Here is a 25,642-nt window from a genome sequence, read left to right on the forward strand (position 1 = left end):
CAGAGCACGCGAGGAGGGGTTATGGGCCTGTTGGTCAAAGGTCAGTGGCACGACCACTGGTATGAAACGGAGCAGAGCGGCGGCGAATTTGTGCGCGAGGCTGCCCAGCTGCGCAACTGGATCACCGCCGATGGCGGCCCCGGTCCCAGCGGCGAAGGCGGCTTCCCGGCCGAGGCGGGCCGCTACCACCTCTATGTATCCCTCGCCTGTCCCTGGGCCCACCGCACTCTGATCTTCCGCAAGCTCAAGGAGCTGGAAAGCCTGATCAGCGTTTCGGTGGTGAGCCCCTATATGCGCGAGCACGGCTGGACCTTCAATAAGGAGGAGGGCAGCAGCGGCGACGCGCTGTTTCAGAGCGACTACCTGTACCAGATTTATACCCGCAACAAGGCGGATTACAGCGGGCGGGTGACTGTACCGGTGTTGTGGGACAAGCAGCGCGGTTGTGTGGTGAGCAATGAGTCGGCGGAAATCATCCGCATGTTCAACAGCGCCTTCAACGGCCTCACCGGCAACGAGGACGATTACTACCCCGAGGGGCTGCGCGGCGATATCGACGCCACTAACGCAATTGTTTACGAAAATGTGAATAACGGCGTCTATCGTGCGGGCTTCGCCACGAAACAGGATGCCTACGAGCAGGCTTACGAGCGGCTTTTCTCCACCCTGGATCAGCTGGAGCGGCGGCTGGCGGACAACCGCTACCTGTGCGGCGGGCGCATCACCGAGGCGGACTGGCGTCTGTTCACCACCCTGGTGCGTTTTGACCCGGTCTACCACGGCCATTTCAAATGCAACAAGCAGCGGCTGGCGGACTACCCCAACCTGTGGGGCTATGTGCGCGAGCTGTACCAGAGGCCCGGGGTGGCGGAGACGGTGAATTTCCACCATATCAAGACGCATTACTACGCCAGCCACAGCAACATCAATCCCACCGGCATAGTGCCAAAGGGCCCGGAGCTGGATTACAGCGCCCCGCACCACCGCGGTTGAGCCTCTGCCCGCGTGCCCTAGCGGCTCCGCGGGCTGTCGTGCACTGGCTGACCCGCCTCGATGGGCTCCCGCGCCCGCGCCACCAGCAGCACCAGGACAAGCGCTGTCACCGCGCAGGCGCACATGGAGGCGGCGATGGGCACCAGTGTGCCGGTATGCAGGCCGTTGACCAGGCCGCCGAGAATCCCCCCGGTGATAAACAGCGAGGTGCCGTACAGGGCGTTGGCGCTGCCGCTGATGCCGGGAAAAAACTCCAGGTAGCAGGCGGCCGCGTTGGGGCCGGTGAGGCCGATACAGGCCACCACTATCAACAGCGGCAGCATCCAGCGCAGCAGGCTCGGCTCGCCGGTGAGGGTGTTGAGCAGCAGCAGGCAGCAGCCGAGCAGTTGCAGCCCCACCCCAGCGAGCAATATCTGCCGCGGTTCAAAAAATTTCAGCAGGCGGATATTCAGCTGCATCATGACGATCAGGCCCAGAATGCCGGCGCCGAAAAACAGCGGGAAGCGCTCGGCGGCCACGCCGAAATTTTCCATAAACACGAAGGGCGCGGTGGTGATGTAGATAAACATCGAGCCACTGACAAAGGACTGGGTGCCGAGGAAACCGAGGGCGCGGCGGTTGCGCAGCACCTGGGCGTAGTTGCGCAGCAGGTGGCGCTTGGGTGCGCTGCGGTGTCGCGCCTGGGTTGTGGGCGACAGGGTTTCCGGCAGCAGTTTGCGCACCAGCACCAGCATGGCCAGCGCGTAACAGAGCAGGAAGGTGAAAATCCAGCGCCAGTCGCCGATCACCATCAGCACCGAGCCGATCACCGGCGCCACCAGCGGCGCCAGCAGCATCATGGTGGTGATGGTGGAAAGCGTGCGCGCGGCCTCGCGGCCGCTGTAGAGGTCGCGCACGATGGCGGTACAGATCACCGTGGCGAAACCGCCGCCCAGCGCCTGCGAAAAACGCAGCGCGATCAACTGCTCGACGCTTTTGCTCCACAGAATCAGCAAGGTGCTGAAAACAAAGATAATCAGGCCGATGGTGCCGACGGTGCGCCGGCCCCAGCGGTCCGAGAGCGGTCCGCCCATCAGCTGGCCCGCGGCAAAGCCGAGCAGGAAGCTGGAAAGGGAGTGCTGCACCCGCGCCACCTCGCTGCCCAGGGCCTCGGCAATGGCGGGAATGGCGGGCAGGTAAGTGTCGATGGAGAAGGGGGTCAAGGCCACCAGCGCCGCAAGCCAAAGGGCCAGCCAGCGCGTGGGCAGTCTGTTGTCGGTGGCGGAATCGCTGCGCATAAACGGCTCGGAAAAGGCGGTGTGTGCCCGACAGGGGCACGGCAGGGTACAGCCAGCGCGCCGGTGTTACCAGCGCCGCAGCGCTACTTCTCCTGACGCAGGGTATACAGGCCCTGCTTCAGCTTGAGCAGGTGCTCCTGCAGCTGCGGCCCCTTGCGCTGGGCCACGCCGATGGCGAGGGTGTCGATCACCACCAGGTGCGCGATGCGCGAGGACAGCGGCGTGTAAATCTCAATATCCTCTTCCACGTCCACCTCCAGCGGAATGGTGGCGTGCTGGGCGACCGCGGAGCCGCTCGGCGCCAGGCCGATCACGGTGCCGCCCTGCTGTTTGACCATTTCCATCGAGTGCAGCAGCGCCTTGGTGCGGCCGCTCTGGGAGATGGCCACCACCACATCGCCGGCCTCCATCGACATCGCCGACATGTTCTGCATATGGTGGTCGGAGTGGGCGGCGGTAGCCACCTGCAGGCGGAAGAACTTGTGCTGGGCATCGGTGGCGACAGCGCCGGAGGCACCAAAACCAAAGAACTCCACGCGCTTGGCGGAGGCGATGGCGACCACCGCCGCCTCCAGCGCGCGGTTATCGATGGTGTCGCGCACGTTCAGCAGTGTGTCCACGGTGGAGTCGAACACCTTGCGCTTGTACTCGGCGATGGTGTCGGTCTCGGTCACCGCGATCTGGCCGAAACTGGGGCTGGAAGCCAGCTGCTGGGCGAGGTTCAGTTTGAATTCCTGGAATCCCGAACAGCCCACGGCGCGGCAGAAACGCACCACGGTGGGTTCACTCACCTGCGCCTCGGTGGCCAGGTCGACGATGCGCATATGGATGACTTCATCCGGGTTAGCGAGGATGTATTCGGCAACCTTGCGCTCGGACTTGCGCATGGAAGACAGTTTTTCGCTGATTTTCTGCGTGACTTCCGCCGGCTTCACGGGACTTCCTTCTCTATTACTGACCGAGCAGTTTAGCGGCTGCTCCCGGTCGTGGCGAGCGCCACATTCCAGTGCACACAGACCAGCGCGCAAACCCGGTTGCCGGGCGCTGGCCAAACCTGTTTATTTACACAGGTGCGCGCCGCCAGCTCTGGTACAATCGCCGCCCATGGACGTATCTCAGATTCTAGACCCCCTCAACGACGCGCAGCGCGAAGCCGTTGCCGCGCCCCCCGGCAATCAACTGGTACTGGCTGGCGCCGGCTCCGGCAAGACCCGCGTGCTGGTGCACCGCATCGCCTGGCTGATGCAGGTGGAGGGCGCCTCGCCCTACTCCATCCTCTCGGTGACCTTTACCAACAAGGCCGCGCGCGAGATGCGCGCGCGCATCGAGGAACTGCTGGGGGTCAATACCTTCGGTATGTGGGTGGGCACCTTTCACGGCATTGCCCACCGCCTGCTCAAGGCCCACTACCAGGAGGCCAGGCTGCCGCAGAACTTCCAGATTCTGGACAGCGACGACCAGCTGCGCCTGATCAAGCGGGTGCAGAACGACCTCGGCCTGGACGAGAAAAAGTGGCCACCGCGCGAGACCCAGTGGTGGATCGGCGCCCAGAAGGACGAGGGCCTGCGCCCGCAGTATATCGACGCCGGTGGCGATCCCTGGCTGCAGACCATGGTGCGCATCTACTTCGCCTACGAGGAGGCCTGCCAGCGCGGCGGCCTGGTGGACTTCGGCGAGCTGCTGCTGCGCGCCCACGAGCTGTGGCTGAACAACGATGCGGTGCTGGCCCACTACCGCAACCGCTTCCCCTACATCCTGGTGGACGAGTTTCAGGACACCAACACGATTCAGTACGCCTGGCTGCGCATGCTGGCCGGGGACCAGTGCCACATCACCGCGGTGGGCGACGACGACCAGTCCATCTATGGCTGGCGCGGCGCCAAGATCGAGAATATCCAGCACTTCGCCCAGGATCTGCGCGAGGTGCAGACCGTGCGCCTGGAGCAGAATTACCGCTCCACCGGCACCATCCTCAAGGCCGCCAACGCGGTGATCGAACACAACGCCGGCCGCCTCGGCAAGGAGTTGTGGACCCGTGGCGAGGAGGGCGAGCCGATTTCCCTCTACGCCGCCTACAACGAACAGGACGAGGCGCGCTTTATCGTCGAGCGCATTCAGGACTGGGTGCGCGACGGCCAGCGCCGCGACAGCGTGGCCATCCTGTACCGCTCCAACGCCCAGTCGCGGGTATTGGAAGAGGCGCTGTTGCGGGAACAGGTGCCCTACCGTATCTACGGCGGCCAGCGCTTCTTCGAGCGCATGGAAATCAAGAACGCGCTGTCCTATATGCGCCTGATCGCCAACCGCGATGACGACACCGCCTTCGAGCGGGTGGTGAATACCCCCACCCGCGGCATCGGCGCCCGCACCGTGGATGCGGTGCGCGGCTATGCCCGCGAGCACGGCTGCTCCATGTGGCAGGCGGCCAAGCTGATGCTGCAACAGCGGGTGCTGGCGGCGCGGGCCGGCAATGCACTGCAGGGCTTTATCGATCTGGTCAACCAGCTGGCGGCCAACGCCGAGGACAAGCTGCTCGGCGCCATCGCCGAGGATGTGATCGAGACCAGCGGCCTGCTGGACTTTCACAGCAAGGAAAAAGGCGAGAAGGGCCAGACCCGGGTGGAAAACCTGCAGGAACTGGTCAGCGCCTGCGGCGATTTCGATGGCATCGAGATTCCCGAGGGTGAGGAGGAGCCGCCGCTGCTGGAGCAGTTCCTCGACAGCGCCGCCCTCGACGCCGGTGAGGGCCAGGCGGACGAGTTCGAAGACGCGGTGCAGCTGATGACCCTGCACTCCGCCAAGGGGCTGGAGTTTCCGCTGGTATTTCTGGCCGGGGTGGAGGAAAACCTCTTCCCGCACAAAATGTCGGCTCAGGAACCGGGCCGCATGGAAGAGGAGCGGCGCCTCTGTTACGTGGGCATCACCCGCGCCATGCAGAAACTGTATATCACCTACGCGGAAAACCGCCGCCTGTTCGGCACCGAGACCTACAACAGCCCGTCGCGCTTTATCGGCGAGATACCGCCGGAGCTGGTGCACGAGGTGCGCCTCAAAACCGAAATCTCGCGGCCGCTGTTCAACGCCGACTACGGCAAGCTCGGCGGCCAGGTGGGTCGTTTTTCCGACCCGGCGCCGGACTTCGATGACCTGCCGCCACTGGCCCTGGGTGGCCGGGTCGAGCATCCCAAGTTTGGCGAGGGCACCGTGGTGCAGTTCGAGGGCAGCGGCCCGCGGGCGCGGGTGCAGGTCAATTTCGACGATGCCGGCAGCAAGTGGCTGGTGGTGGCGATGGCGAAACTGCAGCCGCTGTAAACGGGCTGAAAATCACCCGCTCAACGGGATGGTAATAAGGAGCCGGGTAAGTGAACCGTTGGCCAACTGGCCCGCGTGTTGTGGAATCCCCGCCGCACTGACAGTAGCATCACCGTCGGCCATGACGCTGTTAATCGGTGTTTCAGGTTCACCGATGTTGCAAGACGCGGGCGGTGAGAGATGACCCATAAGAAAAAATACAGATGAAAAAAATCAACTGGTACCCCCCCATTATTCTCGGACTGCTGGCCCTGGTGGTGATTACCTTCGGTACCCTGGTCGCCTCGCGCGCATCACTGGGACCAGCGCAGAAATTTACCGAGAGCAGCGGCCAGCAGACCTTCCAGTGGAAGCTTGTCACCACCTGGCCGAAAAACTTTCCCGGTCTCGGCAGCGCGCCGGAACGCTTCGCGGAAAAAGTCGCGCAGATGTCCGCCGGGCGCCTGAAAATACACGTGTATGGCGCCGGTGAACTGGTGCCCGCCATGGGCGTGTTCGGCGCGGTGTCCGAGGGCGCCGCGCAGATGGGTCACGGCGCCGCCTATTACTGGAAAGGCAAGCTGCCCGCCGCGCAGTTCTTCACCGCCGTACCCTTCGGCCTCAATGCCCAGGAAATGAACGGCTGGCTGCACCACGGCGGCGGGCTGGAACTGTGGCAGGAACTGTACGCACCCTTCAACCTGATCCCCATGGCCGGCGGCTCCACCGGTGTGCAGATGGCGGGCTGGTTCAACAAGCAGATCAACTCCGTCGAGGACCTCAAGGGCCTCAAAATGCGTATTCCCGGCCTGGGGGGCGAGGTGCTGAACCGCGCGGGCGGCACCGCCGTCACCATTCCCGGCGGCGAACTCTATACCGCGCTGCAGACCGGCGTCATCGACGCCACCGAGTGGGTCGGCCCCTACAATGATCTCGCCTTCGGTTTCCACCAGATCGCCGACTATTACTACTACCCCGGCTGGCACGAACCCGGTTCCATTCTCGAATTTATCGTCAACAAAACCGCTTTTGAAAAGCTGCCGCCGGATCTGCAGGCCATCGTTCGCACCGCCGCCCGCGATGCCAACCAGGACATGCTCGACGAGTACACCGCCCGCAACAACCGCGCCCTGAAGGAACTGGTGGACAGCCACGGTGTACAACTGAAACGCCTGCCGGACGAAGTGCTCGCGCACCTGCGGGCCATCAACACCGAGATACTGCAGGAAACCGCCGCGGAAGATCCGCAGTTTGCGCGCATCTATGACGCCTTCCGCCAATTCGAAGCCCAGGTGGCTCCCTACCACCGCATCAGCGAAGAGGCCTACTACGAAACCCGCGGTCTCAATAGCGGCGAATAAAGCCGGGTATAAAGACAGCCGCCGGGAATCTCGCGCTCAAACTCCCGTAACCGCGAATGGAGCGGCAACGGCTGGGTGCGACTGAAGCGGGGATTAGGCAGAGCAGGAGTTTTTGCAGGGCACAGGTTTTTGCAATACAGCGAGGATTACACGCAATTGAAAGACCTGCGCGGCAGGATCAGGATTATCCGCGCTCGGCTCGTCAATTGTGAGGCAGCTTTGTACGCCGCCCGTCACCGGTGGTGGCGGGTGCTTAATGTCGACACCCGTGTAACCGGGAAATCAGCGGTTGGGCAGCGGCCTGGTGTGGCCCTTGTCATCGATGGCGACGAATACGAATTCGCCCTCGGTAACCTTTTCCTGCTCACCGGAGTGCACGCGGGTCAGCCATACCTCGACCATGGTGCGAATGGAGGAGCGGCCCACCTCGATGGGCTCGGCGTAGCAGCTGACGGTGGAGCCGACGGGCACCGGGCGCAGAAACACCATATTGCCGGTGGCGACCGTGGTTACGCGGCCGCGGGCGATACTCTGGGCCAGAATGGCGCCGGCCAGGTCCATCTGCGACATCAGCCAGCCGGCGAATACATCCCCCTGGGGGTTGGTATCCCGGGGCATGGCCAGGGTCTGCAGGGTCAGGGTGCCGGAGGGCTGCGGCGCTTCATCAAGTGCTGCCATGGATTGCTCACGAACGGTTAGATTTATTGGAAATTGCCGCGAAGCGGGTGGCGCATTGTAGCACAGGCTGCCTACAAATTAGGCACAGGCGGCAACGGCAATAACGCGGCGACACTGAACTCGCGTCCCAGATTTCGGCCGGGCGCGGCGGCGCAAACTTGCCCGGGGTGCGCCGGGCACCTAGAATCCCGCCATGCACCGTATTTTTATCCTCACATTGCTGCTGATGTTCAGCGTCCAGAGTATCGCCTCTGCGATGCAGCACGACTGTGGCGCGATGATGGGGAACGGTGTCGATGCAAGTCGCGGTGGTGCGGATACAAGCCACGCCATGGGCATGCACCATGACATGGTCATGGATATGGATATGGGCATGGACATGCCCCACGAGATGCACGCCGACATGCCCTGCTGCGATGGCGCGAACAGCGTCGCCGGCGCCCCGGCTGCGGGCGCTGCCGAGCAGGCGTCCCATTGCCAGCTCAGCTGTTCGCTGGGTGCTTGCAGCGCGCCGGTTGCCATGCCGGCGGCATTACTGCCGCTCGAATTCACCCTGCTGCACCCGGAGTCGATACGCTCGCCGATCGACCGTCCCACAACCTCCCACACCAGTCTGTTCCGGCCCCCAATCGCCGCCTGATGATCCGTTAACCGGTGCCGGCCGGCACCTGCGAGCCATCCGAACAGACAGGAATCACCGATGTTTCTTCCCTTCAGGGCCGCGCGGCTTGGCGGCCCGTTTGCACTCATGATCGTCGCCGCGGTGTTGGCCGGCGCGGCAATACCGGCATATGCCTCGCTCGATTACCGTCAGGCGCTTGCCATCGCCCTCGAGCGCGATCCCGAGAGCGCCGCCGGGCGCCTTGAGGCCGAGGCGCTGCGGGCCGATGCCATCGCTGAGGGGCAGTGGGCCGACCCCATGCTGAAACTGGGCGTGGCCAATTTGCCCACCGACAGCTTCGCCTTCGACGAACAGCCGATGACGCAGAAACTAGTGGGCATCAGCCAACAGCTGCCCCGCGGTGACAGCGCGCAACTGCGCGGCGAGCGCGGCAGATTGCGGGCAGAGGCAACGCTTGCGGAGGTGGCGGAGCGCCAATTGCAGCTGACCCTGGCGGTGAGCGAGGCGTTTCTGCAGTTGGCCGCGCAGATCGAGGGGCGGGATTTGCTGCGGGAAAACCGCAGCTGGCTGGCGCAGCTGGTGGACTACGACCGCACCCGTCTGGCCACCGGCGAGGTGCCCTCGCAGCAACTGCTGCAGAGCCAGCTGGCCCTGGCGCGCCTCGACGACCGCATTCGCGCCCTCGAAGGGGAGATCGACCGCAGCCGTGGCGAACTGTCGCGCTGGCTCGGCGAGGCGGCCTGGCAGCCGCTGGATACCAGTCTGCCAGGCTGGGCGGATACCCGCAGCTGGCTGCAAGCACAGCCGCTGCCTCTGCCGATGGAAAGCGTCGCCGGCCACCCGGCACTGGCGGCCGCTGGCGCGTTAGTGGAGGCGCAAGGGCGCAGCGTGGCGCTCGCCGAGGAGGCCTACAAGCCCCAGTGGCGGCTGGAGTTCAGCTATGGCCAGCGGCAGCCCACACCCATGAGCGACGGTGCCGACTTTGCCAGTGCGCTGGTCTCCGTCGATCTTCCCCTCTTCCGCAAAAACCGCCAGGACCAGCGCCTTGCCGCCGCGCGCGCCCGCGAGAGCGCCGGAATCCTGCAGCGACAGAACCGGCTGCAGCAGTTGCACGGTGGGCTGAACAGCGCCGCCGCCAGCGCAGACAGCCTGCGCGCGCGCCGGCAACTCTACCGGCAGCAACTGCTGCCCAATGCCGAGGCCGCCGCCACTGCCGCACTGCAGGGTTACGCGAGCAACACCGCCGAACTCGATGGGGTGATCGCCCTGCGTATGCAGGCCATCGAAACGCAGATCGCGGCGCTGCAACTGGATTACGACTACTACCGCGCACTGGCGCGGGTGCGCTACTACCTCGCCGGCACTGTGCCGGCGAGCGGCAAGTAAGCGACTGGCAAACCGCAAGAATTTGCCCGCAACGCCAGCGGGCCAGACAGGACTACGAATAATGCACAAGGCTTCAATCATGATCGCGGCGGCGGCGCTGGTGGGTGTGACGCTGGGCTGGTGGCTGGGCGCCGCCGACGGGGACTCCGCGCAACAGGCCGGGGGCGAAAAGAAAATCCTCTACTGGGTCGCGCCCATGGACCCCAATTACCGTCGCGACGGGCCGGGCAAATCGCCCATGGGCATGGACCTGATTCCGGTGTACGAGGGTGAGGAGCAGCAAGACAAGCCCGGTACCGTGCGTATCTCGCCGGCGGTCGAAAACAACCTGGGCGTGCGCACAGCCACGGCGGAGCTGGGTCCGGTAGCCGCCAAACTGAACACGGTGGGCATAGTGCAGCTGGATCAGCAGCGCATCGAGCACCAGCATTCGCGGCTCAGTGGCTGGGTGCAGAAAAGCTGGGTCAAGGCGCGGGGCGACCGGGTGGAAAAGGGCCAGCCGCTGGTGCAGATCTATTCGCCGGAGCTGGTGAAGGCCCAGCGGGAACTGCTGGCAGCCCTGCGAAGTGGCAACCGGGGTCTGATTGCCGCCACCCGCGAGCGCCTGCACAGTCTCGGCATTCCCGCCGCGGAGATTGCCCGTGTCGAGCGCGAAGGCAGCGCCAGCGAGGCGATCACCCTATATGCGGAGGCCAGCGGCTATGTGCAAAACCTCGGTGTGCGCGACGGCATGTACATCACCCCGCAGACCACCCTGGTGAGTGTGGGGCCGCTGCAGACGGTGTGGATCGAGGGCGAGGTGTTTCCCGCTCAGGGCCAGCAGGTGCAGCCGGGCGAGACCGCCACGGTGCGCACCGATGCCAGCCCGGGGCGCATCTGGCTCGGCGAGATCGTCAGAATTCTGCCGCAGCTGAACGAGCGCACCCGAACCCTGACCGTGCGGGTGCGGGTGGACAACCCGGACCGCACCCTGCGGCCGGGCATGTTTGTGCGTCTGCAACTGGACGGCCCCGAGGCCCGCGCCCTGACCATCCCCCGCGAGGCCCTGATCCGCACCGGCAGCATGGAGCGGGTGGTGCTGGCAGAGGGCGATGGGCGTTTCCGCTCCGTGCAGGTGCGGTCGGGCCGCGAGTTCGGCGAGCGGGTGGAAATTCTCGAAGGGCTGGCGGCCGGTGCGCGGGTGGTGACCTCGGCCCAGTTCCTGCTCGATTCCGAATCCAATGTCGGTGCCGCGCTGCAGCGCATGGATGCGGCGGACCGCCCCTGGGTGGGCGCGCGGGTGCTGACCATGCCCGATGACAACCACTATGCGCGGCTCGACCACGAACCGCTGCCGGCCTGGGACTGGCCGGCGATGGTGATGGGCTTTTACGTGGCCGAGGGCGCCGGCGTCGACCTGCGCAGGGCGATGGAGTCCGGCAGCCGCATTGAAGTGCAGATCCGCAAGCGCGCCGATGGCAAATACGAGGTGCTGGCCGCAAGGGCACCCGCCGCTGGCCATCACCACCGGCAGGGGCAACAGGGAGAAAAGGAGCCGGCTTCGCGCGACGAGCCGCACAACCACCTCGAGCCGCACAACCCGCATGAGCAGCACAACCATCGGCAACACGGGGGCGAGCAGCCATGATCGCCCGCGTTATTAACTGGTCGATTCACAACCGCGTCGCCGTGCTGCTGGCCGCAATCGCCCTCTGTATCGGCGGTCTGTACAGTATGCGTCACACCCCAGTGGACGCACTGCCGGACCTTTCCGATGTGCAGGTGATCGTCAAAACCTCCTATCCGGGGCAGGCCCCGCAGGTGGTCGAAGACCAGGTCACCTACCCGCTCACCACCGCCATGCTGTCGGTGCCGGGGGCGGTGACGGTGCGGGGTTACTCCTTCTTTGGCGATTCCTATGTCTACGTCATTTTCGATGACGATGTGGACCTGTACTGGGCCCGCTCACGGGTACTGGAATACCTGAGCCAGGTGGCGCCGAGGCTGCCCGCCGGCGCCCAGCCGGAGCTGGGCCCGGATGCCACCGGCGTGGGCTGGATCTACAGCTACGCGCTGGTGGATCGCAGCGGCAACCACGATCTGGCCCAGCTGCGCTCAATTCAGGACTGGTTCCTCAAATACGAACTGCAGACCATCCCCGGGGTATCCGAAGTGGCCACCGTGGGCGGCATGGTGCGGCAGTATCAGGTGGTGGTGGACCCGCTGCGTCTGCGTGCCCACGACCTCACCCTGGCCCGGGTGCGCAGCGCCATCGAGCGCGGCAACCGCGAGACCGGCGCCTCGGTGGTGGAGATGGCCGAGGCCGAATACATGGTGCGGGCCAGCGGCTATATCCAGGGCATCGATGATCTGCGCCAGATCCCCTTGCTGGTGGATGACAGCGGCACGCCGCTGCTGCTGGGCGATGTGGCCGATATCCGCCTGGGCCCGCAGATGCGGCGCGGCATTTCCGAGCTGGATGGCGAGGGCGAGGTGGTCGGCGGCGTGGTGGTGATGCGCTTCGGGGATAACGCCCGCGCGGTTATCGAACAGATCACCCACCGCCTCGACGAGTTGCAGCAGAGCCTGCCGCAAGGTGTGGAGATAGTCCCCACCTACGACCGCAGCGCGCTGATCGACAGCGCCGTCAGCAACCTGGCGAAGAAACTGCTGCAGGAATTTGTCGTGGTGGCGCTGGTGTGCGCGCTGTTTCTCTACCACCTGCGCTCATCGCTGGTGATCGCCGTCAGTCTGCCGCTGGGCATCCTCGGCGCTTTTGTGGTGATGCACCTGCAGGGCATCAACGCCAACATCATGAGCCTCGGCGGTATCGCCATCGCCATCGGCGCCATGGTGGATGGCGCCATCGTCATGATCGAGAACCTGCACAAACATATTGAGCGCACGCCCCTCAACGAACGCAACCGCTGGCAGGTGGTCGCCGATGCGGCCAGCGAAGTGGGGCCGCCGCTGTTCTTCAGCCTGCTGATCATCACCCTGAGCTTTCTGCCGGTATTTGCCCTGCAGGGCCAGGAGGGGCGACTGTTCGCACCGCTGGCCTACACCAAGACCTATGCCATGGCGGTGGCGGCGGGCCTCGCCATCACCGTGGTGCCGGTGCTGATGGGCTATTTCGTGCGCGGCCCCATCAGGCCGGAGCGGGAAAATCCCGTCAACCGCGCTCTTACCGCCGCCTACCGGCCGCTGCTGGAATTGTCACTGCGCTATCCGCGCATGGTGCTGGCCACCGCGCTGCTGCTGCTGGCCAGCGCACTCTACCCGCTGGCCAAGACCGGCTCTGAATTTATGCCGCCATTGGATGAGGGCGACCTGATGTATATGCCCAGCACCCATCCGGGCATTTCCATCGGCAAGGCGCGCGAGCTGTTGCAGCAGACCGACAAGCTGATCAAGTCGGTGCCGGAAGTGGCGCAGGTGTGGGGCAAGATCGGCCGGGCCGACACCGCCACCGACCCGGCGCCGCTGACCATGATCGAAACCATCATCCGCTTTAAACCCAGGGACCAGTGGCGCCCGGGCATGACCCCGCAACAGCTGCGCGCGGAGCTGGATGCCGTGGTGCAGATTCCCGGGGTGACCAATGCCTGGGTAATGCCGATCAAGACCCGCATCGACATGCTCGCCACCGGCATCAAGACCCCGGTGGGCATCAAGGTGGCGGGGCCGCACCTGGGGGAGATCGAAAAAATCGGCCGGCGGCTTGAAAACATTCTCGGGCAACTGCCTGGCACCGCTTCTGTTTATGCCGAGCGCGTGGCCGGCGGGCGCTATATCGATGTGGCTATCAACCGCAGCGCCGCCGCCCGCTTCGGCCTCAATATCGCCGATGTGCAGTCGGTGGTGGATACCGCGATCGGCGGTCGCAATGTCACCGAGACGGTGGAGGGGCTGGAGCGCTACCCGGTAAACCTGCGTTACCCGCAGAGCTGGCGGGACTCGCCCGAGAGCATGCGCCAGCTGCCTTTGGTGGCCGCAAACGGCAGTCATCTGACCCTGGGGGATGTGGCGCGTATCGAGGTGCGCGACGGCCCGCCGATGATCAAAACCGAGAACGCGCGGCCCAACGGCTGGACCTATGTGGACATCGCCGATGTGGACCTGGGTACCTGGGTCGCCGGCGCCAGGCAGGCGGTGGCGGAGCAGCTGCAGCTGCCCGCAGGCTACTCGCTGCTGTGGTCCGGCCAGTACGAGTATATGGAGCGCGCCTGGGAGCGGCTGGCGCTGCTGCTGCCGCTGACGCTCGGCATCATCGTGCTGCTGCTGTATCTGAGTTTCCGCCATGTGGGCGAAGTGCTGGTGATTCTCGGCAGCCTGCCGCTGGCGCTGATTGGCGGACTGTGGCTGCTGTACTGGCTCGGCTACAACTTCTCGGTGGCGGTGGGGGTCGGCTTTATCGCCCTGGCCGGTGTCGCGGTGGAGATCGGCGTGATCATGCTGGTCTATTTGAACCAGGCGTGGAAGCGCGTGCGCGAGCAGCGTGAACAGGATGGTGGCCCCCTCAGCCGCGACGACCTGTTAGCGGCCATTCGCGAAGGGGCCGGCCAGCGCATGCGCCCGGTATTGATGACCACCGCCACAGTGTTTATCGGCCTGATCCCGGTCATGATCGGCAGCGGAGTCGGTTCGGAAGTGATGCAGCGCATCGCCGCGCCCATGGTGGGCGGCATGTTGAGCGCAATGCTGCTTGCGCTGCTGGTGATCCCGGCGATCTACCGGCTGTGGAAGGGACACCCGCTGGCGGACGCTGTGTAACCGGTATGAACCGGCGGGCAGACATCGGCCACCCCTGTTTTATCGGTGGGGGACTGAAACAACCTGTGGATAAAAACGACTAACAGCCACCCGCCTACAACCCCGTGTACTTGCTCGGCGCTGTCACAGCGCCGAGCATTTCAAGAGTTATTGATCGACCCCATAATGAAAAATATTCGGAACTTGTTCGAGCAATAAAGGCGAATATAAAACTCGATTTTATTCCGAAATATCTAATGTTAACCAGGCGATAAATATTGAGGCTAAAAAAGCGTCTCACCAGAGAGTAGAGAAAAGCGTCATGGGAGGTACTTATGGTAGGCATTGATGGTAGGTGGTAGCTACTTGATGGAGTATGAGCGAAAGAAAAAATAAAACCGTAAACCGCTGGATGACCGCAGAGGACCGCAAAAAGTCACAGAAAATCAGAGAGTTAATCCACCCAATCCGTGCCATGGCCGACGCAATGGGGGCGGAACAAGAGGGTGTAATGCCGTGTAATCGTGCGGTGTATTGACCACCTATGGCATTAGGCGCACTCTGATGAAATCGGTACTTGAGATAATCGTTTGCTCCATCTCCCAGTGCTGAGCAGATTAAAAAGCGCAGGAAAAATTCCTAACAAGTGCATCCTGAAGCGATGCAGCGGCTCGCGAAAACAGGCGCAATGGACTATAGGAATAAAGAAAGAAGTAAGGCATAGCCGGTGCAGGCGGAAGCCGTAGGAAAAGTGGTACGCCCTACCAATCAACAGGGATTGCTTGGGAATGGGGATCTGCCCGGTGCACAGGCGGTGGCACATCAAGGCAAGACAAGAATCTCCTGTCTGCCGGCCTCAGGCTACACAAATGGCCAGGTTTATTTCACCGGCCACGACCTCGTTGGAGTCCGGGGTTGGGAAAATCAGGGAAGAGCTGCTCGCTAAACATGCGAGACCTCGTTTCAATAGGATATTGAGATGGAAGCAGACAAATATCTGAGCAAGGAAGTTCTGCGCGAGATAAAAAGAGGCCGAAAAGTAAACGCCATAAAAATCCTGCGGCAGAAGCACAACTTGAGCTTCAGCGCAGCGAAGGAGATTGTGGACGCGAAGTCGCTTGGCATGGACCAGATAGAGGTGGGTATCAAGGGTGAAGACCTGGGTAAATTCCTGCCCAAGTTGGCGCTGTTGGTGGTTATGGTTCTGGTTGTCTATTTTTTTAATAAAGCCATTTCTTAGGATAGGATGCATCCGTCCTTGAAAGAAATGGATTTCCTGAACAATAACCAGTCTGGTATTAATTCCTCGCTGTCTTTCTAGTTATTGAATTTTACCGCTCTCAATTGTAGTTCTTACCGCCAATAATGAAGTCGCTATCGCACTCCCCCCCCCACCCCTCATTTATCCAGTGCAGATTAAAAATAACTGTAAGCCAAATTCAATTGGAAGAAATTAAATGGTATGCAGATGATGATTACGGCATAACTTGACTATTACCAAAATTAACAAAATCGGAAGTTTGAATATGTTTTTTGGCACGCAGCGGTTTTTGTCTTTGTTACTGTTGAAGAGTTGAGAGAATTCTTTATAGAAGCAAGGACTTTAGATGCCTGCGATTATGCTACGGACATGGTCGGCATCCTGCTCTTTACTTATCTATCGAGCTTATTGGCAAAGAACTATTCGGAAAAATCAGGTTGAAATTCTAGGCTGTAATTTTGGGTTAAAAGTCTGGCTTAAGAGTTTGCGTTGAGAGTATTGGTTGGTAGTTTTGGTTAAGAGCTTTGGTTGAAAATTTGTGAGAATTTTTGTCAGAGTAACATTCTGTTGTTGAATATTCAGAAGCGGCTATATTGTGAAGAATTATGCAGATCTATTGTGAGCCGGCATATCCGAGCCTGTCTTAACAGTTTCTGTATCTGAAACAGGCGCAGCCATACGGGAATTCACCCTCCGCTTTAGTAACATTGTGCATTCATGCACAGTCAACAACGGCGTTCTACTGAATCAACCGCTGAGGATGTGTGTAAATCCTCGCGCTGCCGCCACTGGCAAATCCAACCAGCGTTAATTGGCAATTTTGGGCTTGTTCAATGGCCAGGCGGGTCACTGCCGACACCGCAAATAAAATTTCCACTCCACAAACCGCCGCTTTCTGCACCATCTCATAACTGGCCCGACTGGAGATCAGCACCGCGCCCTGCTGCCAGCCTTGCCGGGCGCGCTGGCCGAGTAATTTATCCAGCGCCACATGACGCCCCACATCCTCGTAAGCTCCGGCGATGGTGCCGTCGGGGTGCAGCCACGCGGCTACATGGGTGCAGCCGGTGGGTTGGCCGACCGGTTGATACACTCGCAGTTTACTCAGCGCGGTATTCAGTCCTGACAGGTCAAAACTCTGGGTGTTGGGCAGTTGTGGCAGCGGCAGCAAAACCTGGCCCAGTTGCTCGACGCCACACAGGCCACAGCCGGTGCGCCCCGCCAGTGAGCGACGCTTGGCTTTAAGGCGCGCAAACTGGCGGCTGCACAGCTCGATCTGTACCTCCAGCCCCTGTTCGCGGGGTACCACTTCAATGCCGTAGATTTCCGAGGGCGTGGCAATGATGCCTTCGGATAGGGAAAACCCCAGCGCGAACAGCTCCAGCTGGCGAGGCAGCAGCATCATCACCGCATAGGCGATGCCGTTGTACACCAGCGCTACTGGGACTTCGTCGGCGATCCAGTCCGCTTCCGCTCCCCGCACGGTGTGCCAGCTGGGACAGCGCCGCATGCTGTCAGCGGCGAGGTCCTGCGAGCGGGAGGGGAAGCTGGTCACTGCGCGGCGCCGCTTTTGCTGACCCGCACCGGTACAGATTTGTATGAGGGCACCCCGCTCTGGGCGTCATAAAAACTTCTCGGCACCAGGCAGTTGGCTTCGGGGTAATAGGCACCCACCGAGCCGGGGGCCATGTCATGGCTGATAACCGTCAGGCCCGGATAGCGCATGGTGACGCCCTCCAGTGCGGTTTCCACATCCACCAGATCGCCGTGCTCAAGGCCGTGACTGGCCAAATCCTGTGGACTCATAAACAGCACATCCCGCCGTCCGAACACGCCGCGGTAGCGGTCGTCGTAGGAGTAGATGGTGGTGTTGTACTGGTCGTGACTGCGCAAAGTCATCAGGCGCAGGATGCTTGCGTTATGGGTGGCCGCGTCTTCTTCCAGGCCTTTGTAGCAGGAGAACTCCGCCTTGCCGGAAGGCGTCTTCCAGACCCTGTCCGCATGGGGCAGCGGCAGGCGGAAGCCGCCCGGGTGGGTGATGCGCTCATTGAAGTTTTCAAAGCCGGGAATCACCTGCGCAATCGCATCGCGGATTTTGTGGTAGTCATCGCGCAGGCCCAGCCAGTCGATGCCAGAATCCGGCAGGGTGGCGGCGGCCAGATCGGCGACGATGGCCACTTCCGACTTGATGTCGGGCGAGGCCGGGGCCAACTTGCCCACCGAGGCGTGCACCATGGACATGGAATCTTCCACGGTAATGGCCTGCGGTCCGCTGGCCTGAATATCCTGCTCCGTTCTTCCCCGGCAGGGCAGGATATAACTGGCCTTGGAGACCAGCAGATGGGAACGGTTCAGTTTGGTACCCACGTGGACCGTCAATGCCAGTTTGGCCATGGCCGGATAGCACTGCTCCGGGTCCGGCAGCGCCACGGCAAAATTGCCTCCCAGGCAGATAAGCGCCTGACAGTCACCGTTCACCATGGCCTCTAATGTGCCGAGGGCATCGCGTCCGTGGTTGCTGGGTGGAGAAAAATGAAAGGTTTTACCCAGTGCGGCGAGAAAATCCGCCGAGGGCTTTTCGGTAATCCCCATCGTGCGGTTGCCCTGCACGTTGGAGTGCCCACGCAACGGACAGATACCCGCCCCCGGCTTGCCGATATTGCCTTTTAACAGCAGCAGATCGCACAGCAGGCGAACATTATCGGTGCCGCGATTATGCTGAGTGATGCCCATACCGTAGGAAATGATAGTGGCATTGGACTTTGCGTAGAGTTCCGCCACGGTTTCGAGGTGGGCCCGGCTCAGGCCGCTGATCTTCTCAATGTCATCCCAGCTGGTGGCCCGTATATTCTCGGCCATGGCCTCGAAGCCGTGGGTGTGCTCGGCAATAAAGGCCTTGTCCAGCACACCGCCGCGGCTGTCTTCCAGTGCCAGTACAGCCTTGATGATCCCCTTGATGGCCGCCGCGTCCCCGCCAGCGCGCAGCATCAGGTAGTCACTGGCAATAGGGACCGAGCGACCGGTAATCATTTCCAGCTTTTCCTGCGGGCTGGTGAAGCGCTCCAGCGCTCGCTCCTTTAACGGGTTCAACACCACGATGGGCACATTGCGCTTGGACATATCGTGCAGCGTGCCCATCATGCGGGGGTGGTTGGTGCCGGGATTATGACCAATGCTGAGCAGCAGTTCGGCCTTGTCAAAGTCTGCCAGCGAAACCGAGCCCTTGCCCATGCCCAGCGACATCGGCAGTCCGACACTGGTGCACTCGTGGCACATGTTGGAGCAGTCTGGAAAATTATTGCTGCCGTAAGCGCGGGCAAACAGCTGGTAGAGAAATGAAGCTTCATTGGAGGCCCGGCCGGAGGTGTAAAAGTCCACCTGCTCGGGGGAAAGGGCTTGCAGCTGGGCGGCGATCTGATCAAAGGCGGCTTGCCAGTCAATGGGCTGGTAGCGATCGGTCTCCGGGTTGTACACCAGTGGATGGGTTAACCGGCCCAGCTCTTCCAGTTCGTGGTCGTTCATCTTCAGCAGTTCGCTGACGGTATGCTGACCAATAAGCTCTGGGGTCGCGCGCTTTTTGGTGGCCTCCCAGGTAACAGCCTTGGCCCCGTTTTCGCAAAACTGGAAAGTAGATTTGTGGTCCGGGTCCGGCCAGGCGCAACCGGGGCAGTCAAAGCCTGTGGGCTGGTTGGTGCGCAGCAGGGTGGTCGCGCCTTCCAGCAGGTCCATCTCATTGCGCACCGTGATGGCGGTCGCCTTGAGGGCACCCCAGCCGCCTGCAGCGGCGTCGTAGGTTTTCACTCCCGGTACTTTTTTGTCTTCGCTCATTACTGCCTCGCAACAACTCGTACTACCGGGTGATGTGACCAATCACAGTCAAGCAGCCCACCACGCCGACCCAGCCCATATCTGGCCCATACTTAGGTATAGCGCAGTTGTAGCGTCAGCAATGTTCAGCGAAAAGCGTTCGGGAAAAAGCGTTGAGCAAAAAGTCTGCAGCAAAAAAACGCATCAGCATAAGCTCACACTAAGCTTGGCTGAGTAAACTCTCTACCCGGAGACAGACGTTAGCCAGACGTTAGCCAGACACTAGACAGACACTAGACTGAAAATTGACTTACCTGAGACTTACCTGAGACTTACCTGAGACTTATCCAAAAGGTGCTAAACATGAGCAGTTCAAGCATTCACATCAAGCAAGGCCTCATAGCCGGGTTTTGGGCAACCGTCGTGCTATCGATGATCATGGTCATGAAAGCCATGATGGGGCTGATGCCCAATATGAACCCCATCGCCGATATTGTTCACGTTTTCGATATGTTTACCGGCATGCAGGCGGGCATGATGGTGGGCTGGCTGGGCCACTTCTTTATTGGCACCGTGGCTTGGGGAATTCTGTATAGCCTGCTGGTGAATAAGTTACCGGGCGGTGGTTTAATGAAGGGACTGATCTTTGGCGCAATCGCGTGGATGGCGATGATGGTGATCTTTATGCCGCTCGCTGGTCAGGGATTCTTCGGAATGAAAGAGGGCATCATGGCAATGATGGCCACCTTGATGCTGCATATGGTTTACGGTGCCGTACTGGGTCTGGTCTATGCCAAGCTGACAGCACACCGTTAGTCGCGGTGGTTTGACCCCAGAATTGTTCATGATTCTCCTGCTCGCAAGGACCTAATGGATTTAGGTCCTTTATCAATTCTTCCCTGCCCCGCATTGATCCACGGAAGAAAAATTACGCTCAGAGTAATATTGTTAAATTCACCGCTTCCTTATTGGATGGAAAATCAAATGGCGAGCAAATAGTTGGCCATTACGCTGCGCATTTAAACTGCCATGACCACAATCCGATTAGCGCGGCCATGAAGTTTTAGGCGCCAAGTTTTCATTTTGACTGCAATTGCCTTGTTAAGTGGGGTCATGCGAGATAGTTTCTTGTACCTCGGAAACAAATCTCGCTTTTGACAACAACAAGGAATCAGTCATGAAAAAGAAAAACCTCATAGTAACCTCCCTGGTGCTGGGTTTATCCGCTGTGGCCAACGCGGGAGAAGTCATCGATGGCGAGTGGCCAATTGTTGTTGTCGGTCCGAAGGCGGCGAAAGTGTTGCCCTCAAGCGAGTATAAAAATATTGGCGTGATGAACGGCAAGGAGATTTTTGTCAATATCTCCGGCAAGGCCAATGACCCGGTAACCGGGTCCGATGGCTCCGATCCAGAGCCCAATGGCGGCGTGGATCGTGTGGCCGGCACCCTGACGATAGTGCCAGTGGCCAAGGCCAACGACCCGGTAACCGGCTCTGACGGCTCCGATCCGGAACCTAACGGCGGTGTGGACAGGGTACTGGGGACCATCAATTTATCCACCATCCCCGATGAGGACCCGTTCGGAACCAGTAAAACCTCCGGTATTTTACTGCTCGATTATGTCGGCAAGGCCAATGACCCGGTAACCGGTTCCGACGGCTCAGACCCGGAGCCTAATGGCGGGGTCGACCGGCTGTCCGGGGCAATCTATTCATCGACTAAAATTTCGGAAAAGCTGGGCCAGATCACACTGGACATGAAAACCATTAAAGCTTTGCAGAAAGACTAATAGCGCAAGTTAGCAAGTTAGCAAGGCACGCTTTAAGAGTCTTTTTAGGGTTCTCTCTAAGAGTCTTGCTAAGGCTCGCTTTAGGATATGCAGCCGCTTTTCAGCAGCCCAGGTATCACCAGCCCGCAGCAAAGCCCCGCACCCTCGCGGGGCTTTTTCTTTTGTATTCGCTTGTTGCCCTAACTTGGCGGATATCCCGGCAGCCAGGTCGCCGGCGCTGGCCACAGGGCCATGACCAGCAACTGGATCATGACACGTGGCGCAACGCCCCGGCAGATTACATCGGTGCCGATGGTGACTGACAAACCTATTTAACAAGCACTGCCCATGCCCACACATGGCCAAGCTGCGCGCTTTCGACCGGCAATAAGTTGCTCGTCTATGCGGAGGGCGTTACATTACAAGTCAGCATTGTCGATAGTTTCAGTATCAAAAGGCCTGGTATCTGTCGATTTGGCCTTTATGTGCAGCGGAAGTGAGAAATGATGAAAAGAAGTATTTTAATTGGTGTGTTGACGGTCGCATTGTTATCCGGTTGTGCCACTGTCTACATGGGAGGTTGGAGTGGACCAACGGCTACCGTTGTTTTTATCCAGGAGAGCCAGGAGCATTTTTTCTCCATTCCTGATGGCAATGTCATCAATGATATTGAAAAACACAATGGCGATTATTTTTCCAGTCGTCACGGTCTGGTTCAATCCACGACAGTTTATATATATGAATCACCCGACTTTTCAGATGCGCCGGCCATGCTGGGGAGCAGCAATAAAGCACCGCTCATAAGGGAGGTGAAAGCAGGGGTTCCGCTGAATGCTCTGTACCGGACTCGATATCAGACGAGTGAGAGGCATTCGTATAAGTTTTTCTATACCACATCCGTTTTCACACCAGAAGCTGGGGCGAAATATGAAGTTATCATCGAACCGATCGAAGGTGTGGTTGTTTACCAGTTGAAAAATGGCAAACGCATTAAGATAACTGAGGTGAGCAAAGGCCCTAGCGGGGTTAGATATTAAGTGTAAAGTCCAGCAAGGACAGCGGGAAATGCCCATTCCCTGTGAAAAAGCCCCGCACCCTCGCGGGGCTTTTTCTTTTGTATTCGCTTGTTGCCCTAGCCCGCCAGATATCCCGGCAGCCAGGTCGCCAGCGCGGGCCACAGTGCCAGCAGCGCCATGACCAGCAGCTGGATCATGATAAATGGCACCACGCCCCGGTAGATGGCACCGGTGGCGACGCTGTCGGGGGCGACCCCGCGCAGGTAGAAGAGGGCAAAGCCGAATGGCGGGGTGAGGAAGGAGGTCTGCAGGTTGATGGCGATCATGATGCCGAGCCAGATGGGGTCCACACCCATGGCCAGCAGCACCGGGCCGACGATGGGCACCACCACGAAGGTGATCTCGATAAAGTCGAGAATAAAGCCCAGCAGGAAGATCACCACCATCACCAGCAGCGTTGCGCCAATCACTCCACCGGGCAGGCTGTTGAAGAACTGAGTAACCAGTTCTTCGCCGTTATAACCGCGGAATACCAGCGAGAACAGCGAGGCACCAATGAGGATGGCGAACACCATGGCGGTCACCTTGAGGGTGCTCTGCCCCACTTCGCCGGCGCGCTGCCAGTCGAGGGCACCGCGGCTCAGTGCCAGCAGGCCGGCGCCGAGGGCGCCGACCGCGGCGGCCTCGGTGGGCGTGGCGGCACCGGTGATGATGGAACCGAGCACCAGCACCATCAGGCCGATGGGCGGCACCAGGCTTTTTACGGTCTGCAGCAGGTCCACGCTTTCCGCCGAGGGCTTGGCCACGTCGGGTTCGCGCCGGGCCACAAACAGCAGGTAGATGATATAGGCCGCTACCAGTAACAGGCCCGGGATGATGGCGCCCACGAACAGGTCGCCGACGCTGACCGGCTGCGGATTGAAGATGCCCGCAGACAGCTGCGCCTGCTGATAGGCGTTGGAGAGGGTATCGCCGAGCAGCACCAGCGCGATGGACGGCGGGATGATCTGGCCGAGGGTGCCGGTGGCACAGATGGTACCGGTGGCCAGCCGCGGCGAGTAGCCGCGGTTGAGCATGGTGGGCAGGGACATCAGGCCCATGGTCACCACGGTGGCGCCGACAATGCCGGTACTGGCCGCCAGCAGCGCGCCCACCACCACCACTGATACCGCCATACCCGCCGGTACGCGGGAGAAGACCCGCGCAAGGTTGACCAGCAGCTCCTCGGCGATTTTCGCCCGCTCCAGCATCACGCCCATCAGCACGAACAGCGGCACCGCCATCAGGGTGCCGTTCTGCATGATGCCGAACAGGCGGTCGGGGAAGGCGCGCAGCAGTTCCGCATCGAACACACCGGCAACGATTCCCAGCGCCGCCGCCAGCAGCGCGGTGCCGCCGAGGGTAAAGGCCACCGGGTAGCCGAACATCAGCGCCGCGCACACGGCGACAAACATCAGCAGGGGGATCAGCTCCATCATGCGCTCAGCTCCTCAACCGTATTGGCCTGCGGCGCGCTGGCCGGGGTATCGGCTGCGGGGGGCGGGGTTTCAACCAGCATCAGTTCCGCCAGGCTGCGGCACAGCTGGGCGATGCCCTGCAGGCCGAGGGTGAGGGCCGAGAGCGGAATCAGGCTTTTGAGCAGATAAATACCCGGCAGTCCGCCGGCACTGGAGCTGGATTCGCGCACGGCCCAGCTGGCGGCGGTGAAATGCCAGCTGCCGAGAATGATGAATGCGCACAGGGGCAGCAGGAAAACCAGGGTGCCGACGGCATTGACCCAGGCCCGCGAGCGCGGCGACATGCGCCGATAGAAGACGTCCACCCGCACATGGGCATCGGCCTGCAGCGCATAGGCCAGGCCCAGCATCAACACCGCGCCGTGCAGATAGAGCACGGCGTCCTGCAGGGCCACGGAGCCACCGTCGAAACCGTAGCGCAGCAGGACAACGGCGCTTTGCAGCAGCACCATGACGAGGGTGAGCCAGCCGAGCAGGCTGCCGGCGGCTGTGGCCAGACGGTCGAGTTGCCGTGCGATACGGGCCAGGGGGGGCATGGGCGCTCTCTCTCTACATCATATTTTTAGTGCGCAAAGACTAACGCCGGCGGGGTTGCGGCGCCAGTAGCGGGGCCGGCAAGCCCACAGGGCGCCATGTAATCTTTTTGTCACATTGCCTTCATAGAATCGTCACCCGTTGCTCCTAGCATCGCCGCTGAACCTGAAAAGCACACACTGGAGTTCTCCATGAACAAGCGCCCCAACGGCAAAAAAATAGTGGCCCTCTCCCTGGCGGCTCTGAGCATCGCCGCCTCCCAGGCGGCCGTGGCGGCCCGCGATCATATCAGCATCGTCGGCTCCTCGACCGTCTACCCGTTTACCACCACCGTGGCCGAGCGTTTCAGCCGCGCCACCCAGTTCAAGACCCCGGTGGTTGAAGCCACCGGGACCGGCGGCGGCATGAAGCTGTTCTGCCAGGGTGTTGGCGAAAACACCGCCGACATCACCGGTGCATCCCGTCGCATCAAGCAGTCCGAACTGGATATGTGTAACGGCAACGGCGTCGAGGTGGTGGAAGTGCAGGTGGGCTACGACGGCATCGTGCTGGCCAATGCCCGCAGCGCCAAGCATTACCAGCTGACCCGCCGCGACATTTTCCTGGCCCTGGCCAAGCAAGTGCCGAACCCGAACGGTTCCGAGACCCTGATCGAGAACCCCTACAAGACCTGGAAGGATGTGAACCCGGCGCTGCCGAATGTGCAAATCGAAGTGCTCGGCCCGCCGCCCACATCCGGGACCCGCGATGCCTTCGCCGAGCTGGCGATGGAGGGTGGCTGCAAGTCGTTCGACTGGATCGCCGCCAAGAAGAAGCAGGACAAAAATGCCTACAAGGCCATCTGTCACAACCTGCGTGAAGACGGCGCCTACGTGGAGGCCGGTGAGAACGACAACCTGATCGTCAACAAGCTGGTGGCCAACCCCAACGCACTGGGCATCTTCGGCTTCAGCTTCCTGGACCAGAACGCCGACAAGGTACAGGGTTCCATCATCGAGGGTGAGGAACCGACTTTCGACAGCATCGCCGAGCAGAGCTACCCGGTTTCCCGCCCGCTGTTTGTCTACGTCAAGAAAGCCCACGCGAGTGTGATTCCCGGCATGCAGCAGTTCCTGGCCGAGCTGACCAGCGAGCGCGCCTGGGGCGAGGAGGGCTACCTGGCCGACAAGGGCATGATCCCGCTGCCGACCAGCAAGCGCCAGCAAGTGGTGCAGGACGTGCGCCAGCTGAACGCGCTCGGCAACCTGGCTCAAAAGTAAGGTCGCAAGCGCAAACAAAAGCAGGTAGATGGACTTACCGGCCAAGCCCACCAGGGCTTGGCTTTTCTCGTAATGAAAGAAACCGCGAGTGGCGGTGTGAAAAAGTTGCTGAGACCGGGAAATTCCCGCTCTGTGAAAACC

At 61.1% G+C, this 25,642-nt stretch carries 19 protein-coding genes; 12 read left to right on the forward strand and 7 right to left on the reverse strand.

Annotated elements, in window-relative coordinates:
* Positions 1 to 21: 21 nt before the first annotated feature.
* Complete coding sequence (locus ABEA58_RS06050; protein ID WP_345549769.1) at positions 22 to 993, forward strand: glutathione S-transferase family protein; 972 nt, start codon at positions 22 to 24, stop codon at positions 991 to 993.
* A 17-nt stretch (positions 994 to 1,010) separates the two neighbouring features.
* Here ABEA58_RS06050 and ABEA58_RS06055 read toward each other — a convergent pair whose 3' ends face one another.
* On the reverse strand, positions 1,011 to 2,270 hold the full coding sequence (locus tag ABEA58_RS06055; protein WP_345549770.1) for a multidrug effflux MFS transporter: 1,260 nt from the start codon (positions 2,268 to 2,270) through the stop codon (positions 1,011 to 1,013).
* A gap of 83 nt (positions 2,271 to 2,353) precedes the next feature.
* The gene (gene hexR, locus ABEA58_RS06060) at positions 2,354 to 3,205 is read right to left on the reverse strand and encodes a transcriptional regulator HexR (RefSeq protein ID WP_345549773.1); all 852 of its coding nucleotides are present in this window, start codon (positions 3,203 to 3,205) and stop codon (positions 2,354 to 2,356) included.
* Between the two features lie 169 nt (positions 3,206 to 3,374).
* On the opposite strand from hexR, the gene uvrD reads away from it, so the two are divergent.
* Both uvrD and ABEA58_RS06070 read left to right on the forward strand, forming a co-directional pair.
* Entirely contained in the window at positions 3,375 to 5,582 is a 2,208-nt protein-coding gene (gene uvrD, locus ABEA58_RS06065) for a DNA helicase II (RefSeq protein WP_345549775.1), read from the forward strand.
* A gap of 203 nt (positions 5,583 to 5,785) precedes the next feature.
* Positions 5,786 to 6,922, forward strand: coding sequence for a TRAP transporter substrate-binding protein (locus ABEA58_RS06070; RefSeq protein ID WP_345549777.1), 1,137 nt, complete (start codon positions 5,786 to 5,788; stop codon positions 6,920 to 6,922).
* Positions 6,923 to 7,204: 282 nt separating this feature from the next.
* Here ABEA58_RS06070 and ABEA58_RS06075 read toward each other — a convergent pair whose 3' ends face one another.
* Positions 7,205 to 7,600 (reverse strand): acyl-CoA thioesterase, encoded by a 396-nt coding sequence (locus ABEA58_RS06075; RefSeq protein ID WP_345549779.1) that lies wholly within the window; start codon positions 7,598 to 7,600, stop codon positions 7,205 to 7,207.
* A gap of 193 nt (positions 7,601 to 7,793) precedes the next feature.
* Between ABEA58_RS06075 and ABEA58_RS06080 the strand changes: the two genes are divergently transcribed.
* The 5 genes from ABEA58_RS06080 (at position 7,794) to ABEA58_RS06100 (ending at position 15,579) form a co-directional block, all read left to right on the forward strand.
* Positions 7,794 to 8,240 (forward strand): hypothetical protein, encoded by a 447-nt coding sequence (locus ABEA58_RS06080; RefSeq protein WP_345549781.1) that lies wholly within the window; start codon positions 7,794 to 7,796, stop codon positions 8,238 to 8,240.
* A 60-nt stretch (positions 8,241 to 8,300) separates the two neighbouring features.
* Entirely contained in the window at positions 8,301 to 9,608 is a 1,308-nt protein-coding gene (locus ABEA58_RS06085; RefSeq protein WP_345549782.1) for a TolC family protein, read from the forward strand.
* Between the two features lie 61 nt (positions 9,609 to 9,669).
* A complete protein-coding gene (locus tag ABEA58_RS06090) occupies positions 9,670 to 11,235 on the forward strand; it encodes an efflux RND transporter periplasmic adaptor subunit (protein WP_345549783.1) in 1,566 nt (521 codons plus the stop codon).
* Positions 11,232 to 14,360: an efflux RND transporter permease subunit gene (locus tag ABEA58_RS06095; RefSeq protein WP_345549785.1), complete on the forward strand. Its 3,129-nt coding sequence runs from the start codon at positions 11,232 to 11,234 to the stop codon at positions 14,358 to 14,360. Before ABEA58_RS06090 ends, ABEA58_RS06095 begins: the two co-directional genes overlap by 4 nt.
* A 958-nt stretch (positions 14,361 to 15,318) precedes the next feature.
* The gene (locus tag ABEA58_RS06100) at positions 15,319 to 15,579 is read left to right on the forward strand and encodes a hypothetical protein (protein ID WP_345549787.1); all 261 of its coding nucleotides are present in this window, start codon (positions 15,319 to 15,321) and stop codon (positions 15,577 to 15,579) included.
* 760 nt (positions 15,580 to 16,339) lie between these two features.
* On the opposite strand, the gene fdhD is transcribed toward ABEA58_RS06100, so the two are convergent.
* Positions 16,340 to 17,155, reverse strand: coding sequence for a formate dehydrogenase accessory sulfurtransferase FdhD (gene fdhD, locus ABEA58_RS06105; protein ID WP_345549788.1), 816 nt, complete (start codon positions 17,153 to 17,155; stop codon positions 16,340 to 16,342).
* Positions 17,152 to 19,428, reverse strand: a complete 2,277-nt coding sequence (locus ABEA58_RS06110; RefSeq protein WP_345549790.1) for an FdhF/YdeP family oxidoreductase — start codon at positions 19,426 to 19,428, stop codon at positions 17,152 to 17,154. Before ABEA58_RS06110 ends, fdhD begins: the two co-directional genes overlap by 4 nt.
* Before the next feature lie 342 nt (positions 19,429 to 19,770).
* Here ABEA58_RS06110 and ABEA58_RS06115 point away from each other — a divergent pair, with 342 nt between their 5' ends.
* From ABEA58_RS06115 to ABEA58_RS06125, 3 genes are all read left to right on the forward strand, one after another.
* Complete coding sequence (locus tag ABEA58_RS06115) at positions 19,771 to 20,223, forward strand: DUF6789 family protein (RefSeq protein ID WP_345549791.1); 453 nt, start codon at positions 19,771 to 19,773, stop codon at positions 20,221 to 20,223.
* A 361-nt stretch (positions 20,224 to 20,584) separates the two neighbouring features.
* Positions 20,585 to 21,196: a hypothetical protein gene (locus ABEA58_RS06120; RefSeq protein WP_345549793.1), complete on the forward strand. Its 612-nt coding sequence runs from the start codon at positions 20,585 to 20,587 to the stop codon at positions 21,194 to 21,196.
* Between the two features lie 482 nt (positions 21,197 to 21,678).
* Positions 21,679 to 22,212: a hypothetical protein gene (locus tag ABEA58_RS06125; RefSeq protein WP_345549795.1), complete on the forward strand. Its 534-nt coding sequence runs from the start codon at positions 21,679 to 21,681 to the stop codon at positions 22,210 to 22,212.
* Positions 22,213 to 22,307: 95 nt separating this feature from the next.
* Here the strand turns inward: ABEA58_RS06125 and ABEA58_RS06130 are convergent, their stop codons facing one another.
* Together ABEA58_RS06130 and ABEA58_RS06135 are read right to left on the reverse strand one after the other, a co-directional pair.
* Positions 22,308 to 23,669 (reverse strand): TRAP transporter large permease, encoded by a 1,362-nt coding sequence (locus tag ABEA58_RS06130; RefSeq protein ID WP_345549796.1) that lies wholly within the window; start codon positions 23,667 to 23,669, stop codon positions 22,308 to 22,310.
* Positions 23,666 to 24,244, reverse strand: a complete 579-nt coding sequence (locus ABEA58_RS06135) for a TRAP transporter small permease subunit (protein WP_345549797.1) — start codon at positions 24,242 to 24,244, stop codon at positions 23,666 to 23,668. Before ABEA58_RS06135 ends, ABEA58_RS06130 begins: the two co-directional genes overlap by 4 nt.
* 189 nt (positions 24,245 to 24,433) lie before the next feature.
* Between ABEA58_RS06135 and ABEA58_RS06140 the strand changes: the two genes are divergently transcribed.
* Positions 24,434 to 25,501: a substrate-binding domain-containing protein gene (locus ABEA58_RS06140; RefSeq protein ID WP_345549798.1), complete on the forward strand. Its 1,068-nt coding sequence runs from the start codon at positions 24,434 to 24,436 to the stop codon at positions 25,499 to 25,501.
* Positions 25,502 to 25,642: the final 141 nt, after the last annotated feature.

Source organism: Microbulbifer aestuariivivens, from assembly GCF_039545115.1.
In the GTDB taxonomy this organism is placed as follows: domain Bacteria; phylum Pseudomonadota; class Gammaproteobacteria; order Pseudomonadales; family Cellvibrionaceae; genus Microbulbifer; species Microbulbifer aestuariivivens.